At 74.1% G+C, this 16,693-nt stretch carries 5 protein-coding genes; all 5 read right to left on the bottom strand.

What is annotated here, in order from left to right; genetic code table 11:
* Positions 1-10 precede the first annotated feature (10 nt).
* On the bottom strand, positions 11-4,729 hold the full coding sequence (locus HHX37_RS10855; RefSeq protein ID WP_182885304.1) for a type I polyketide synthase: 4,719 nt from the start codon (positions 4,727-4,729) through the stop codon (positions 11-13).
* Between the two features lies 1 nt (position 4,730).
* Positions 4,731-13,307 (bottom strand): type I polyketide synthase, encoded by an 8,577-nt coding sequence (locus HHX37_RS10850; RefSeq protein ID WP_182885303.1) that lies wholly within the window; start codon positions 13,305-13,307, stop codon positions 4,731-4,733.
* An 18-nt stretch (positions 13,308-13,325) separates the two neighbouring features.
* The gene (locus HHX37_RS10845) at positions 13,326-14,738 is read right to left on the bottom strand and encodes an NAD(P)/FAD-dependent oxidoreductase (protein WP_182885302.1); all 1,413 of its coding nucleotides are present in this window, start codon (positions 14,736-14,738) and stop codon (positions 13,326-13,328) included.
* Positions 14,739-14,755: 17 nt separating this feature from the next.
* Complete coding sequence (locus HHX37_RS10840; protein WP_182882208.1) at positions 14,756-15,187, bottom strand: SRPBCC family protein; 432 nt, start codon at positions 15,185-15,187, stop codon at positions 14,756-14,758.
* A 950-nt stretch (positions 15,188-16,137) separates the two neighbouring features.
* Positions 16,138-16,614, bottom strand: a complete 477-nt coding sequence (locus HHX37_RS10835) for a flavin reductase family protein (RefSeq protein ID WP_244302290.1) — start codon at positions 16,612-16,614, stop codon at positions 16,138-16,140.
* Positions 16,615-16,693: the final 79 nt, after the last annotated feature.

Raw genomic sequence — 16,693 nt, 5'->3', positions numbered from 1 at the left:
CGGTGCTCGGTCAGTGCTCGGTCATCAGTTCGGAGTCGATGAAGGCGAACAGGTCGTCCGCGGACGCCGTGGCCAGCCGCTCGGCCGTGGTCGCCCCCTCCGGCGCGGACGTCAGGCCGTCGAGCAGGGCCTGTAGCTGCGAGGCCACCCGTGCGCGTTCCTCGGGCGGCAGCGCGCCCGCCTGCGCGCCGATCCGGTTGAGGTCGGCGAGCACGACGTCCGCGGACGGCTCCTCCGGCGCGCACAGCGTGGCGCGGAGGTGCTCCGCGAGTGCCTTCGGCGAGGGGTGGTCGAACACCAGGGTGCTCGGCAGGTTCTCCCCCGTCGCGGTGTTCAGCCTGGTGCGCAGCTCGACCGCCGCGACCGAGTCGAAGCCCATGTCCTCGAACGACCGGCCAGGCTCGACCTCGGTCGCGTCGCCGTAGCCCAGCACCGCCGCCACCTGCGTACGCACCAGGTCGAGCAGCGTGCGCTGCTGTTCGGCCGGGCCCATCTCGCGGAGGCCGGACAGCGCCGGAGACGGCCCGGCCGGCTGGGAGGCGAGGCCGGAGCCGGCCCCGGAACCGGCGCCTGCGTCCGCGCCGGCCGGCGGCAGCGCGTTCAGCAGGGGCCGTGGCCGGGCCAGGGTGTAGGCGGGGATGAAGCGCGGCCAGTCGAAGTCGGCGATCACGACCTCGGTGTCGTCGTGGTCGAGCGCCTGGCCGAGGGCCTTGACGGCCCGCTCGGGCCGCATCGCCGGGGTGCCGATCCGGCGCAGCACCGCGCCGAGCTCGGCGTCGACCATGCCGCTCTCCCAGGGGCCCCAGGCGATGGAGGTGGCCGTCAGGCCGCGGGCCCGCCGGTCGCGCGCGAGCGCGTCCAGGTAGGCGTTGGCGCTGGCGTAGGCCGTCTGCCCGCCGCTGCCCCAGATCGCCGCGCCCGACGAGAACAGCACGAACGCGTCCAGCGGCCGGTCGGCGAGCAGCTCGTCGAGGTGCCGCGCGCCCGCCACCTTGGCCTCGCCGACCTCGGCGAACTCGTCGACGTCGAGGTCGGCCGGCGACGCGATCCGCTGCAGGACCCCGGCGGCGTGCACGACCGCGGTGAGCGGCGGCTCGGCGGGCAGGTTCTCCAGCAGGTCGCGTACGGCGTCCCGCTGGGCGACGTCGCAGGCGACGACGCTCACCCGGGTTCCCCGGGCGGTCAGCTCCTCGGCGAGCTCCGCCGCTCCGGGGGTGGCCGCGCCCCTGCGGCCGGCCAGCACGATGTGCTCGGCGCCGCGGCCCGCGAGCCAGCGCGCCACGTGCGCGCCCAGCCCGCCGGTGCCGCCGGTGATGAGGATGGTGCCGCGCGGCCGCCACGACCGCGCGGGGGCGGTCCCGCCGAGGCCGGCCGGCACCATGCGCCGGCCGAGAATCCGTCCGGACCTGACCGCGACCTGGTCCTCCCCGGTGGTCCCGGACAGGACGGCGGCGAGCCCGTCGAGGGCCGCCTCGTCGATCGTCTCGGGCAGGTCGACCAGGCCGCCCCAGCGCTCGGGGTGGTCGAGGGCGACACCGACGCCGAGGCCCCAGATCGTCGCCTGGTCCGGGCTCGGCGGCGCGTCCGAGGGGCCCGTGCCGACCCCCCGCCGGGTGACGCACCACAGCGGCGCGGTCACTCCGGCGTCGCCGAGCGCCTGCACGAGGGTGAGGGTCGCGGCGGTGCCGGCGGGCAGCGCGTCGTGCCGGGGATGCGGGCGTTCGTCGAAGGCCAGCAGGGACAGCACCCCCGCGAGGGGCGTCCCGCCCGCGAGGGCCCGGCGCACGGCGTCGGCCGTCGCGGCGCGATCGGCGCCGGTCTCCAGCACCTCGACGGTCGCGCCCCGGCCGGCGACTCCGGCCGTCAGCGTCGCGACCGCCTCGCGAGCACCGTCCCCGATCTCTCCGCCGGGCACGGCGACCAGCCACGCGCCGGTCAGCACGGGAGCTCCTGCCGGCGCCTCGTGCCAGTCGATCTTGTAGCGCCACGCGTCCAGGTCGGCGTCCGGCAGGGCCGGGGTCTCCCGCCAGTACTGCTTGCGCTGGAAGGCGTACGTGGGGAGCTCGGTCCGGGTGCCGCCGGTGCCCTCGTAGAACGCCCGCCAGTCGATCGCACGGCCGCGCACGTGCAGGGTGCCCAGCGCCGAGACGACGTCGTGCGCCTCGCCGGCGCTGCGGGAGGACCCGCGCAGCAGCGGCACGTACGCGCGGTCCTCGCCGGGCGCGCCGTCGGCGGCCAGCGCGGTGAGCACGGCGGCGGGACCGAGTTCGAGGAAGGTGGTGACGCCGCCGTCCGCCAGCCACCGCACGGCCTCGTGGAAGCGCACGGTCTGCCGCGCGTTGCGGAGCCAGTAGTCGGCGTTGGCCAGCTCCGCGGCGCCGACCGGCCCGCCGGTGACCGTCGAGACGAGCGGAACCCGCGGCGGGTGGTAGGTCAGTCCCTGCGCCACGGTGCGCAGTTCGGCGAGCATCGGCTCCATCAGCGGCGAGTGGAAGGCGTGGGACACCCGCAGCCGCCGGATCTTGCGGCCCTTGGCCTCGAACCGCGCGGCGAGCTCGCTCACCGCGGCGTCGACGCCGGAGATCACCACGGCGGACGGCCCGTTGATCGCGGCCAGGCCGACCCGGTCGTCGAGCAGCGGCGCGATCTCCTCCTCGCTCGCCTGCACGCTGATCATCGCCCCGCCGTCGGGCAGCGCCTGCATCAACCGCCCGCGCGCCGCCACGAGCTCGGCCGCGTCCGCGACCGACAGCACGCCCGCCGCGTGCGCGGCGGCCAGCTCGCCGACGGAGTGACCGGCCAGGTAGTCGGGCCGCAGTCCCCACGCCTCCAGCAGCCGGAACAGCGCCACCTCGATCGCGAACAGCCCGGCCTGGGTGTAGAGGGTCTGGTCGATCGCCCCGGTGTCGTCGCTCCAGAGCACCTCCCGCAACGGCCGCGCCAGGTGGACGTCCAGTTCGGCGGCGACCTCGTCGAACGCCTCGGCGAACGCGGGGAACGCGGCATGCAGCTCCTGGCCCATCCCCGGCCGCTGCGCCCCCTGGCCGGTGAACAGGAACGCCGTCCCGCCCCGGGGCTGCGCCACGCCGCGCAGCACGTCGGGGCCGTCGGTGCCGTACACCAGGGCGGTCAGGCCGCGCCGCAGGTCCTCGCGGTCGGCCGCGACCAGCACGGCACGGTGCGGCAGCGCCGCCCGCGCGGTCGCCGAGGTGAACCCGATGTCGGGCAGTGACAGCTCCGGCCTGGAGTCCAGGTGGGTCAGCAGCCGCACGGCCTGCGCGGGCAGCGCCGCAGCGGTGTGCGCGGAGAGCAACACCGGCAGGACCGGCACCGTCGAGGCCGGCGGGCGCGAGAAGACCTGCGGGTCCTCCTCGGCCGTCGGCGGCTCCTCGATGATCACGTGCGCGTTGGTGCCGCTGAGCCCGAAGGAGGAGATCCCCGCGCGGCGCGGGCGTCCGGAGGCGGACCAGGGAACCGGCTCGGTGAGCAGCCGGACGGCGCCGGCCGACCAGTCCACGTTGGGCGAGGGCTCGTCGACGTGCAGCGTCTTGGGCAGGACGCCGTGACGCAGCGCCATGACCATCTTGATGATCCCGGCCACCCCAGCCGCCGCCTGGGTGTGGGCGATGTTCGACTTCAGCGACCCCAGCCACAGCGGCCGGCCCGCCGGGCGGTTCCGGCCGTACGTCGCGATGATCGCCTGCGCCTCGATCGGGTCGCCGAGCGTCGTCCCGGTGCCGTGGCCCTCGACCACGTCCACGTCCTGGGCGGACAGCTGGGCGCTGGCCAGCGCCTGCTGGATGAGCCGTTGCTGGGACGGCCCGTTCGGGGCGGTCAGGCCGTTGCTCGCGCCGTCGGAGTTGACCGCGCTGCCGCGTACGACCGCGAGGATCGGGTGGCCGTTGCGCTCCGCGTCCACGAGCCGCTCGACCAGCAGCAGGCCGACGCCCTCGCCCCAGGCCGTGCCGTCCGCCGCCGCCGCGAAGGACTTGCACCGGCCGTCGGCCGCGAGCCCCCGCTCCTGGCTGAACCCGACGAACGAGTCCGGCCCGGCCATGACCGTCGCGCCGCCGACGACGGCCAGCGTGCACTCACCGGCCCGCAGCGCCTGGATCGCCCAGTGCAGCGCGACGAGGGAGGACGAGCAGGCCGTGTCGACGGTGACCGCCGGGCCCTCCAGGCCGAAGCTGTAGGCGATCCGGCCGGACGCCACGCTGGCCAGCCCGCCGGCGCCGCCGCCCGGCGCGTAGTCGTGGTAGACGATGCCGGTGAAGACACCGGTACGGCTGCCGCGCAGTGACGCGGCGTCGATCCCGGCGCGTTCGAACAGCTCCCAGGTGGTCTCCAGCAGCAGCCGCTGCTGCGGGTCGGTCTCCCGCGCCTCCCTCGGGCTGATCTTGAAGAAGTCGGCGTCGAACTGGCCCGCGTCGTGCAGGAAGCCGCCCATGGTGGTGTAGGTCTTGCCGGGCGCGCCGGGTTCCGGGTCGTAGAGCCCGGACACGTCCCAGCCGCGGTTGACGGGGAACGACGAGACCGCGTCGCCCCCGCTGGCGACCAGCTCCCACAGGTCCTCCGGGGAGGAGACGCCGCCCGGGTAGCGGCAGCTCATCGCGACGATCGCGATCGGCTCCCCCTGCCGCGCCTCCATGTCGCGCAGCAGCCGCTTGGTCCGGCTCAGATCGGCGGTCGCCCGCTTCAGGTAGTCCCTGAGTTTGTCGACGTCAATCATGTCAATCTCCACTGGAAGGGACTGTCGGCGAATCGACGCCGAGTTCGCTGTCGATGGCCGCGAACAGTTCCTCGTCGCTGGCGTAGCTGAAGTCGTTGTCCGTCGCGGCGATGCCGCCCATCACCCGGGAGTCCTGCCAGCGGCGCAGCAGCGCCTCCAGGCGGGCGGTGATCCTGCCGGACTCGTCGCCCATCACGTCGCAGTTCTCCAGGGCCGTCTCCAGCGCGTCCAGCTCCGCGAACACCGGCGAGGCCGAGCCTCCCGCGCCGATCTCGCCGTCCAGGTAGGCGGCGATCGCCTGACACGTCGGATAGTCGAAGACCAGGGTGGACGGCAGCGAGAGCCCGGTCATCGCGCTGAGCCGCTTGCGCAGCTCGATCGCGGCCAGCGAGTCGAAGCCGAGCTCCGACAGGGCGCGGTCGGCGTCGACCGGCTCCTGCGAGGAGTGGCCGAGCACCACGGCGACCTGTTCCTGAACCAGGTCGAGCGCCGCCTGCGCCCGCGCGACCCCCGACAGGCCGCCGAGCCGCTGCCGCAGCGCCGCGGCGGCGTCCTCGTCGATCGGGGGCAGGTCGACCGCCATCCTCCCGACGGTCGGCCGGTCCGCGTCGATCCAGTAACGCTGGCGCTGGAAGGCGTAGGTGGGCAGGTCGACCCGGGTGGCGCCGGTCTCGGCGTAGAAGGCGTGCCAGTCGACCGGGACGCCGGCGGTGTGCAGCTGACCGAGCGCGGCGACGACCGTGCCCGGTTCGGGCCGTCCGGCCCGCATGGTGGCGGTGAAGACGGCGGCGTCGGCCTCGTCGAGGGTCTGCTGGGCCATCGCGGTCAGCACCGCGTCCGGACCGAGCTCCACGAACCGGGTCACCCCCTGGCCGGCCAGGGTGGTCACGGCGTCGGCGAACCGCACCGCGCCGCGCACCTGGTCCACCCAGTACCGCGCGGTGCCGAACCCGTCGTCGGCGAGACCGCCGGTGACGGTGGACACGATCGGGATCGACGCCGGAGCGTAGGTCAGGGACTCCGCCACCGTCTGGAAGTCGGCGAGCATCGGCTCCATCAGGTGGGAGTGGAAGGCGTGGGAGACCCGCAACCGGCGCGTCTTCCGCCCCTGCTCCGCCAGCTTCGCCGCCAGGGCCAGGACCGGGGCTTCCTGTCCGGAGATCACCACCGCGCGGGGGCCGTTGACCGCCGCGATGTCCACCCCGTCGGTGAGCAGGGGGGTCACCTCGTCCTCGGTGGCCTGGACCGCGACCATCGCCCCGCCCGACGGCAGGGCCTGCATCAACCGGCCCCGCGCCGCCACCAACCGGCACGCGTCGGCGAGCGACAGCATCCCGGCGACGTGCGCGGCGGCCAGCTCCCCGACCGAGTGCCCGGCCAGGTAGTCCGGCCGCACCCCCCACGAGGAGACCAGGCGGAACAGCGCCACCTCGATCGCGAACAACCCCGCCTGCGCATAAGCGGTCTGATCCACCAGATCGGCGTCGCCGCCCCAGATCACCTCACGCAACGGCCGATCCAGATGCCCATCCAGCTCAGCGACGACCGCGTCGAAGGCCTGCGCGAACACCGGGAACGCCGCGTGCAGTTCGCGGCCCATGCCGAGCCGCTGGGCGCCCTGACCGGTGAACAGCACACCCACCTTCCCACCGGAACGGGCGACACCCTGCACCACCCCGGGTGCGGTGCGGCCCTCCGCCAGTGCCGCCAGCCCCGCCAGCAGCCCGGCCCGATCCCCACCCGTGATGACCGCCCGACGTTCGAACGACGCCCGCGTCGTCGCCAGCGACAACCCGACATCCGCGACACCGAGGGAGGGGTGGTCCTGCACGAAGGACAGCACCCGCGCCGCCTGACCGGCCAGCGCATCCGCCGTCTTGCCCGACACCACCCACGCCACCGGAGCCGCGCTCTCGCTCTCGACCAGGACCTGCGCGGTGCCGTCGGCCACCTCAGGCGAGGCGGGGAGGACGCTGCCGGCGAGCAGGGCCGGGGAGGGAGCCTCGGCAAGGAGGACATCCGCAGGGGCGAGGTCGGCGGGGGCCTGCTCGATGATGACGTGGGCGTTGGTGCCGCTGATCCCGAACGAGGACACACCCGCACGGCGGGGGCGGTCCACCTCCGGCCACGGCATCGCCTCGGTCAGCAACTGGACCTGACCGGCGGACCACTCGATGTGCGGGGAGGGCTCGTCCACGTGCAGGGTCTTGGGCAGCACCCCGTGCCGGATCGCCTGCACCATCTTGATGATGCCGCCGACACCGGCCGCCGCCTGGGCGTGGCCGATGTTCGACTTCAGCGACCCCAGCCACAGCGGCCGCTCCTCCGGACGGTCCTGACCATAGGTCGCCAAAACCGCCTGCGCCTCGATCGGGTCACCCAGCGTCGTCCCGGTGCCGTGACCCTCGACCGCATCGACGTCCTGCACCGACAACCTGGCGTTGGCCAGGGCCTGGCGGATCACCCGCTCCTGCGACGGACCGTTCGGCGCGGTCAGACCGTTCGACGCACCGTCCTGGTTCACCGCCGAGCCCCGCACCACCGCGAGCACCCGGTGCCCGAGCCGACGGGCGTCCGACAACCGCTCCACCAGCAGCACGCCGACGCCTTCACCGAGTGAGGTGCCGTCCGCGCCCGCGCCGTACGCGCGGCAGCGGCCGTCCGGCGACAGGCCCTGCTGCTCGCTGAAGTCGACCAGCATCTCCGGCGTGGCCATCAGCGTCACCCCGCCGGCCAGGGCGAGGGAGCACTCCCCCGACCGCACCGACTGGACCGCCAGGTGCAGCGCCACCAGCGAGGACGAGCACGCGGTGTCGATCGTGACCGACGGGCCCTCGAACCCGAACACGTACGACACCCGGCCCGAGGCGATCGACCCGGTGCTGCTGTTCGCGGCGTAGTCGTGGTACATCATCCCGGCGAACACCCCGGTCGCCGAGCCCCGCAGCGTATCCGGGTCGATGCCGGCCCGCTCGATCGCCTCCCAGGAGGTCTCCAACAGCAACCGCTGCTGCGGGTCCATCGTCAGCGCCTCGTTCGGCGAGATTCCGAAGAACCCGGCGTCGAACTCGGCTCCCTCGTACAGGAAGCCGCCGCCCCGCGCGTACACCTTGCCCGGCGCGCCGCGCTCGGGGTCGTACAGCGCGTCGACGTCCCAGCCGCGGTCGGCGGGGAACTCGGAGATCGCGTCCACGCCGTCGGCGACCAGCCGCCACAGGTCCTCGGGCGAGGCCACCCCGCCCGGGTACCGGCAGGCCATGCCGATGATCGCGATCGGCTCGTCCGCTCCCGGCGTGGCCGCCGACGCGGGCACCGGGACGGGGGCGGACGTGGCCGCCGGGGCGAGCAGCTCGGCCAGGCGGTTCGCCGCGGCGCGGCTCGTCGGATAGTCGAAGATCATCGTGGCGGGGAGCCGGAGGCCGGTGGCCGCGTTGAGCCGGTTGCGCATCTCCAGCGCCGTCAGCGAGTCGAAGCCCAGCTCCTTGAAGGCCCGGTCCGGCTCGATCGCGTCGGCCGACGAGTGCCGGAGCACGTCCGCGACGCAGGTCCGCACCAGGTCGAGCAGCGTACGGGTGACCTCGTCGGGCCCGAGACCGGCCAGCCGGTCGGCGAGCGAGCCGTCGGCCGTTCCCGAGTCGCGCGCGGCCCGGCGCGGCGGCCGCCGTACCAGGTCGCCGAGCACGGTGGGGAGCGCGTCGGCGGACGCCTGGGCGCGGAGCCCGGCCGGGTCCAGGCGGACCAGGGCGAGGTGGGCGTCCCCGGCGGCGAGCGCGGCGTCGAAAAGGATCAGGCCCTGCTCGGGAGTGAGCGGCGGAAGCCCGTCGCGGCGCAGTCTCCGCGCGTGCTGGTCGTCGAGCGCGTCGGCCATGCCGACGCCGGTCCACGGGCCCCAGGCCATCGAGGTCGCGGGCAGGCCCGAGGCCCGCCGGTGGGCGGCGAGCGCGTCGAGGAACGCGTTCGCCGTGGCGTAGTTGGCCTGTCCGGCGGCGCCGATGGTGCCGGCGACCGAGGAGAACAGGGCGAAGACGGCCAGGTCGAGGTGCTCGGTCAGCTCGTGCAGGTGCCAGGCGGCGTCCGCCTTGGGCCGCAGCACGGCTTCGAAGTCGTCCGGCGTGAGGGTGGCGAGCACCCCGTCGGCGAGCACGCCCGCGGTGTGCACGACGCCGGTGAGCGGGTGCCCGGCCGGGATCGCGTCGATGACGGCGGCGAGCGCGGCCTTGTCGGCGACGTCGCAGGCCGCGATGGTGACGTCCGCTCCCAGGCCGGTCAGCTCCTCGAGAAGCTCCGCGGCACCGGGCGCGGCGACGCCCCGGCGGCTGGTCAGCACCAGGCGGCGCACGCCGTACGCGGTGACCAGGTGCCGCGCGACGCGCCCGCCCAGGCCACCGGTGCCACCCGTGATCAGCACCGTGCCGTCCGGGTCGAGCACCCGACCGCCGGACGCGGCACCGCCGGGCACCGCAGCGTCGAGCGCCGCGCCGTCCTGCACAGCGCCGGCCGGGGCAAGCGAGGCACCGGGGACGACCGCCAGGCGTGGCACGAGGAGTTCGCCGCCGCGCAGCGCGAGCTCGGGCTCGCCCGTGGCGGCGGCGCGGGCCAGCGTCTCCGGGGTGACATCGGATTCGTCGGCGTCGACCAGCACGAACGCGCCGGGGTTCTCCGCCTGGGCCGCCCGGACCAGGCCCCACACGGGCGCCTGGGTCAGCTCGACCGGGCCGCCGTCCACGGCGACGGCCCCCCGGGTGACCAGCACCAGCGGGCCGGTCGCGGCCCGCTCGTCGGCGAGCCGGTCGCGCAGCGCGCCGAGCACCTGCTGGACGATCTCCCGCACCTCGCCCGGCACGGCATCGCCGGCCGGGACGGGGCAGTGATAGACGGCGACCTCGGTGCTTTCCGCCGGGCCCTCCGCGGGCGCGGAGACCGGCCGCCAGACGATCCGGTACGGCGAGAGCGCCTTCGTCTCCGCCGCCGGGGCCAGTTGCTCGGCGGAGACCGGCCGGCTGACCAGCCCCGCCACGGTCAGCACCGGACGGCCCGCGGCGTCGGCGGCCTCCAGCCGCACCGCGTCCGGCCCCTCCGGAGTGAGCCGCACCCGCAGTTCGGTGGCGCCGACCGCGTGCAGCGTGACGTCGGTCCAGGCGAACGGCAGGACGGTGTCGCCCGACCCGGTCACCAGGGCCGTGTGGAGAGCGGCGTCCAGGGCGGCCGGGTGCACCGCGAACCGCTCGGCGTCGCCGTGGGCCTCCTCGGGGAGCCTCACCTCGGCGAACAGCTCGTCGCCTCGCCGCCAGGCCGCCCGCAGGCCCTGGAACACCGGGCCGTAGGCGTACCCGCGCTCAAGGAGCCGGTCGTACGCGCCGTCGAGCGCGATCGCGGTCGCGTCGCGCGGCGGCCAGGTCGCCAGACCGGCGTCGGACGGTGTCGCGGCGCGGTCCCGCAGCGCGCCGGACGCGTGACACGTCCACGGCCCGTCGGGGTCGTCGTCCCGGCGCGAGTGCACGGCGACCGGGCGGGCGCCGGACTCGTCGGCGGGCCCGACGACGACCTGCACCAGCACGTTCTCGTCGTCCGCCAGGATCAGCGGCGCCTGGATGGTCAGCTCTTCGAGCACCGGGCAGCCGGCCTGCTGACCCGCGATCAGCGCCAGGTCGACGAAGCCGGTGCCGGGCATGAGCACCGTGCCGAGCGCGTCGTGGTCGGCCAGCCAGGGGTGGGTCCGCAGCGAGACGCGGCCGGTGAACAGGTGCCCGTCGCCGTCGGCGAGGGTGACGGCGGCGCGCAGCAGCGGGTGCTCGATCGGCTCCTGGCCCAGCGCGGTCACCTCGACGGCCGACTCGGGGTTCTGCCAGTAGCGCTCGCGCTGGAAGGCGTACGTCGGCAGGTCGACCACGCGCGCGGCGGGCCGTCCGGCGGTCCAGTCGACCTTCGCCCCGCAGACGTGCGCGTTCGCGAGGGAGGTCAGGAACCGGGTGAGGTCGCCCTGGTCGCGGAGCAGCGACCCGACCACCGCGGCGTCGGCCTCCTCGGCCTCGAAGGTCGCCTCCACGCCGTGCCGCAGCACGGGGTGCGGGCTGCACTCGACCCAGAGGTCGAATCCGTCCCGCAACAGCGCCCGGGTGGCCTCGTCGAACCGTACGGTCTCGCGGAGGTTGGTGTACCAGTACTCCGCGCCGAAGGCGGTGGTGTCGGCGAGGTCGCCGGTCACCGTGGAGTAGAACGCGACGGACGCGGGCCGGGGGGTCACCGGGGCGAGGATCTCGATGAGGCTCTCGCGGATGGCCTCGACGTACTGGGAGTGGGACGCGTAGTCGACCGGGATGTTCTTGGCCCGAAGGCCCTCGCCGGTCAGTTCGGCGAACAGTTCGGCCAGCGCCTCGGGGTCTCCGCAGACCACCACGGAGCCGGGGCCGTTGACCGCGGCCAGGCACAGCCGGCCGCCCCAGCGCTCGATGCGGGCGGTGGCAGCCTCCGCGCCGAGCGGGACGGACATCATGCCGCCCTGTCCGGCGAGTTGCTCGCCGATCAGCCGGCTGCGCAGGGCGACCACCCGCGCGCCGTCCTCCAGGGACAGCGCGCCCGCCACGACGGCCGCGGCGATCTCGCCCTGCGAGTGGCCGACGACGGCCTCCGGGACCACCCCGTTGGCCCGCCACAGCTCGGCCAGCGACACCATGACGGCCCACAGCACGGGCTGCACGACGTCCACCCGGTCGAAGCCCGGCGCCCCGGGCTCGCGCCGCAGCACGGCGAACAGGTCCCAGTCGACGAACGGCTCCAGCGCCCGCGCGCAGGCCGCCATCCGGTCGGCGAACGCGGGCGCCTGGTCGATCAGGTCCGCCGCCATCCCCGCCCACTGCGACCCCTGACCCGGGAAGACGAAGACGGGACGGCGCGTCACCGGGGCGACACTGGTGACGACCTTGGCGTCGTTCTGGCCGGTGGCGAGCGCCGCCAGCCCCGCGACCAGTTCGTCCCGGTCGCCGCCGAGGACGACGGCCCGGTGCTCGAAGCGGGCGCGGGCCGTCGCGAGCGAGTACGCGACGTCGGCCGCCTCCAGCTCCGGGCGGACGTCCAGGTGGGACCGGAGCTGCCCGGCCTGGGCGCGCAGCGCCTCCGGGCTCTTGGCCGACAGGATCCACGACGTCACCGGGGACGCGCCGGCCTCCGCCGGGGAGTCCGACGGGGTCTCGCCCGTGGCCTCTCCCGGGGTCTCGCTATGGGAAGCGGCCGGGGAGTCGGCCGCCTGTTCGATGATCACATGGGCGTTGGTGCCGCTGACGCCGAACGACGACACCGCGGCACGCCGCGGCCGGTCGACCTCGGGCCAGGGCGTCGCCTCGGTCAGCAGCCGGACGTTGCCCGCCGACCAGTCCACGTTGGGCGTCGGCGCGTCTACGTGCAGGGTCCTGGGCAGCAGCCCGTGCCGGATCGCCTGCACCATCTTGATGACCCCGCCCACACCGGCCGCCGACTGGGTGTGCCCCAGGTTCGACTTGAGGGAGCCCAGCCACAGCGGCCGGTCGTCCGGGCGGTTCTGGCCGTACGTCGCGATGATCGCCTGGGCCTCGATGGGGTCGCCGAGCTTGGTGCCGGTGCCGTGCCCCTCGACCACGTCCACGTCCGCCGGCGACAGCCCGGCGTGCTCCAGCGCGCGGCGGATGAGCCGCTGCTGCGACGGCCCGTTGGGCGCGGTCAGCCCGCTGCTCGCGCCGTCCTGGTTCGTCGCCGTCGCGCGCAGCACGGCCAGCACGGGGTGGCCGTTCGCACGCGCGTCCGACAGCCGCTCCAGCAGCAGCACGCCGCAGCCCTCGCCCCAGCCGGTCCCGTCCGCGGCCGCCGCGTACGACCGGCACCGGCCGTCCGGGGAGAGCGCCCGCTGCTTGCTGAACTCGACAAAGGCGTCCGGGCTCGCCATCAGGCACACGCCGGAGGCGAGGGCCAGCGTGCTCTCCCCCGCGCGCAGGGACTGCGCGGCGAGGTGCACCGCCACGAGGGACGAGGAGCAGGCCGTGTCCACCGTCACACAGGGGCCCTCGAAGCCGAAGATGTAGGACACCCGGCCCGAGGCGACGGAACCGGTGCCCTGCGCGTCGGCGTAGTCGTGGTACATCATCCCGGTGAACACGCCCGTGGCGCTGCCCTTCAGCGTGCCCGGGTCGATGCCGGCGCGTTCGAACGCCTCCCAGGTGGTCTCCAGCAGCAGTCGCTGCTGGGGGTCCATCGCCAGGGCCTCACGGGGCGAGATGCCGAAGAAGGCCGCGTCGAAGTCCCCCGCGTCGTACAGGAACGCACCCTCACGGGTGTACGCCTTGCCGGGTTTGCCGGGTTCCGGGTCGTACAGGTCCTCCGGCCAGCCGCGGTCGGCGGGGAACGCCGACGTCGCGTCGACCTCGTCGACGACCAGGTTCCACAGGTCCTCCGGCGAGGACACCCCGTGCGGGTAGCGGCACGCCATCCCGACGATCGCGATGGGTTCGCCGGAGGACCGGTGTTCCAGCTCGGCGAGCCGTCTCTTGGCCTCCCGCAGGTCGGCGGTGGTCCGCCTGAGGTATTCGAGCAGCCTCTCCTCGTTGCCCATTTCTTCTCCGCGAGGTCCCTATGCCGTGGTCTGGGAGACGGCCGAATCAGCGGGCGCGGCGTCGAGGACGCCGGAGAAGCCGGGATACTGCGCGATCGCCTCGTCGGCGGTCAGCGGCGGCAGCTTCGGTCCACGCATCATCGCCACCAGCAGCGGCAACGTCATCATCTTCTTGGGGGTGATCACCAAGGACGCCGCGCTGTAGGTCGCACGGGCCATGGCGGGGTGCTCGGTGACCACGCGGCCCCAGCGGGCGGCCATCTTGAGCTGCGATGGGCCGCCGCGGAGGGTCAGGTTGGTGCGCACGTTGGGGAACCACCGGTCCTGGCCGATCGCGACCTCCCACCAGGGCTCGCCGGCCTTCGCGATACGCTGCTGCGCCCGCCGGGCCAGGCCGTCGGTGAACCCCGTACGCTCCACTTCCTCCCGCAGCGCGAGCGCGCCGAAGGCCGAGATCGACATCCCGGTGGCGTAGTTGGGGTTGAGTGTCATCGCCGCGTCGCCGAGCACGACGAAGCCCTCCGGGACGATCCGCTCGAAGTGCCTGCGCCGGTTGGCCAGGCCGCGGTAGGCCCGGATCTCGCCGAGCGGCGTCGCGCCCGCGAGCAGGTCCGCGATGATCGGGCTCCGCATGCCGCGGGCGAACTCGAGCCAGCCCTCCTCGTCGGTGGGCGGGTGCGCGCCCCTGGTGCCGATCAGCGCGACGATCCAGCGGCCGTCCTCGTTGGGGAGCAGCGCGGCGCCGCGGCCCGGCTCTCCGGTGCTGTTGTCGGCCTGGATCAGGATGCCCGGGAAGTCGTCACCGGCGGACGGCGGCGCCAGGAACGACCGTCCCGCGTACGCGAAGCCGGCGTCCAGCGTGTCCTCGGCGACCTCGGGCAGGCCCAGGTCGGTGAGCCAGCGGGGCGAGTCGGAACGGCGGCCGGCCGCGTCGACGACGAGGTCCGCCTCGATCGTCTCCGCCGGCCCGCCGTCACGCTCGACGCGTACGCCGGTGACCCGGGAGGCGTCACCGGTCAGCCCGACGACCTTGGCCGACTGGATGAGGGTGATCCGGTGATAGCTGAGCGCCTGGCGGCGTATGACGTGGTCGAGCAGCGGGCGGCTGCAGGTGACGACGAAGGGGTCGCCGTCGAAGCGCCGGCTCCAGCCCTGCGGGGACAGCATCGCCATCCGCTCGCCGATCCGCAGGTGATGCGCCCCGTGCGCGTAGAGCAGGTCGGTCGTCTTGGGCAGCAGCGTGTCCAGCGCCATCGCCCCGCCGCCGAACAGCATGTGGTTGTGGTGGCCCTGGGGAAGCCCGCGCCGCTGGGCGGGCGAGGTGGGAAACGTGTCGCTCTCGATGATGGTGACCCGGTCGACGTGGCGGGCGATCGCAGTCGCCGCCAGCATCCCGGCCATCCCACCGCCGATGATCGCCGCGTGGGTCATCGTCGCACTCCCCGGTTTCAGACGCTCGCCGCTCGGCGCTGGGCCTCCTGCTCCAGCGCCGCGAAGGTGTGGTGCATGTCGCGTGCCATGCCCTTGGCCCAGAACAGCTTGAAGACCGGCGTGAACCAGCCGGTCAGCTGGACCCGGCGGGTCACCTTGACCTGACCGGCGCCGATCTGCTCATAGGTGTTGGTGATCGCCATGGCCCCGCCGGGCATCGGCGACTCGGTCGAGTACTCCTTGCCGGGGATCACCGCGACGACCTTGAACGGGCCTCCGGGGGCGCCGCGCGGCTTGGTCCAGCCCTCCGCGCCCGGCACGAAGTCGCCCTCGAAGCGCGACACGTCGACGTGCGGGTCCCAGCTCGCCCACGAGGCCGGGTCCGACACGGTCTCCCAGACTGAGGCGATGTCGCCGGTGATGGTGGCTGACTCCGTAAGGCTCAGCATGAGGTACCTCTTCACTCATCAGGGTTCTTCGGGTGAGCTGGCCGTCGACCACGGCGGCGAACGCTCATTTGCTGATTCATTGAATCGGGATGCAACCCCGAACCGCCAGAGGATTCGCCCCCTATCATTGGCTTAGCAGGGATAGGGGTCTATTGCCCTTTTCAAGGGGAAACGCCCTGAGTGGCAACAGGGTGAAATCGCCCGCAAATGGGGCTAATAGTGGGCGCGTACGCGATATTCATCGCCGGCCGCTTGTCGCCTCGCGCCTGACGCCGGGCGAAGGCGGCCGGGCAGCTCCGTGAGCCGCCGGCTCACACGCGGGGCGACCGGCCGGAGCGCCACCCCCGGGACGCCACCCCCGGGGCACCCCAACCGGGGCGCTCTTCTCCGCGGGGCCGTCGCGCCGCGGTCCGTACGCCGCGGTCCGTACGCCGCAGTCTGTACGTCGCGGTCCGTACGTCGCGGTCCGTGCGCCGCGGTCCGTGCGCCGCGGTCTGTACGCCGCGGTCTGTACGCCGCGGTCCGTGCGCCGCGGTGCTCGCGCGCGGCGCATGCGCGACTCGCGCGGGGTCCCGTCGCGGGCGTGATCCTCATCCGCGCGGCTCTCGTCCGCATGCCGCTCCACGCGGCCCTCGCATGCGGGACCGTCGTGTGTGCGGCCGGTTCTCGCGTTCGGCCGGCGCGAGCGTGGTGGCGGTGCGCGCGGCCGTCGTTCAGGACGCCGGGATGCCGGCCGCCCCGGCGGCCGTGGCCGGGCGGGTCACGGCGCGGGTCATGGTACGGGTCACGGCGCGCGGGTCACGCCACGGTGGCGCCGAGCCCGGTGACGTACCTGATGCCGAGCCGCATCACGTGCCTGGTGACGTCCTAGGTGAGGCGCCTGGTGACGTCCCGGGTGAGGTGCCTGGTGACGGATTCGGCGCCGGGTGTGGGGACGGAAGGCCGGTGACTCACACCGGCTCGCGAACCACGCCGGCCTCCCTGGCCGGCAGGGCGAAGTCACGCTGGTACCACAGCAGCGGCGTGCCGCCGACGTTCAGTCGCGTCGCGACCATCGACCCGACCAGCAGGTCGTGGTCCCCCACCGCGAGGGTGCCGCTCGACACGCAGCGGAAGGCCGCCTTCGCGTCCAGCAGGCAGGGCAGGTCGGAGTCGGGCCAGAAGCCCAGCTCGCCGCCCGCGAAGCGGTCGACGCCGTGGGTGGCGAAGGTCCTCGCGAGGTCGCGGTGCTGCTCGCCGAGGACGTTCACCACGAACTCCCGGCAGGAGGTGATGGCCTCGTGGCAACTCGATCGGCGGTCCACACCGACCAGCAGCAGCGGCGGCTCAAGGGACCCGGAAGTGACGGAACTGGCAGTGAAACCCCAGCGACGCCCATTCTCGTCCACTGTCGTGACGATTGTGAGCGGTGCCACGAGTTCCGCCATCGCCTGGCGAAAGGCGCCTGCGTCTATAAGTGATTCCACTTGCATTGTCACGATTTGAGTTTCACATCATGCCATCGCC

This window comes from Microbispora sp. H10885 (assembly GCF_014161415.1).
Taxonomy (GTDB): Bacteria; Actinomycetota; Actinomycetes; order Streptosporangiales; family Streptosporangiaceae; genus Microbispora; species Microbispora triticiradicis.
The sequence above is the reverse complement of the archived record's forward strand: the minus strand, read 5'-3'. Positions and strand labels throughout refer to the sequence as shown.

Excerpts from the sequence above, each read along its gene's own strand:
- HHX37_RS10855 (WP_182885304.1), bottom strand. The coding sequence starts at position 4,729 with ATGATTGACGTCGACAAACTCAGGGACTACCTGAAGCGGGCGACCGCC.
- HHX37_RS10850 (WP_182885303.1), bottom strand. The coding sequence starts at position 13,307 with ATGGGCAACGAGGAGAGGCTGCTCGAATACCTCAGGCGGACCACCGCC.
- HHX37_RS10845 (WP_182885302.1), bottom strand. The coding sequence starts at position 14,738 with ATGACCCACGCGGCGATCATCGGCGGTGGGATGGCCGGGATGCTGGCG.
- HHX37_RS10840 (WP_182882208.1), bottom strand. The coding sequence starts at position 15,187 with ATGCTGAGCCTTACGGAGTCAGCCACCATCACCGGCGACATCGCCTCA.
- HHX37_RS10835 (WP_244302290.1), bottom strand. The coding sequence starts at position 16,614 with ATGGCGGAACTCGTGGCACCGCTCACAATCGTCACGACAGTGGACGAG.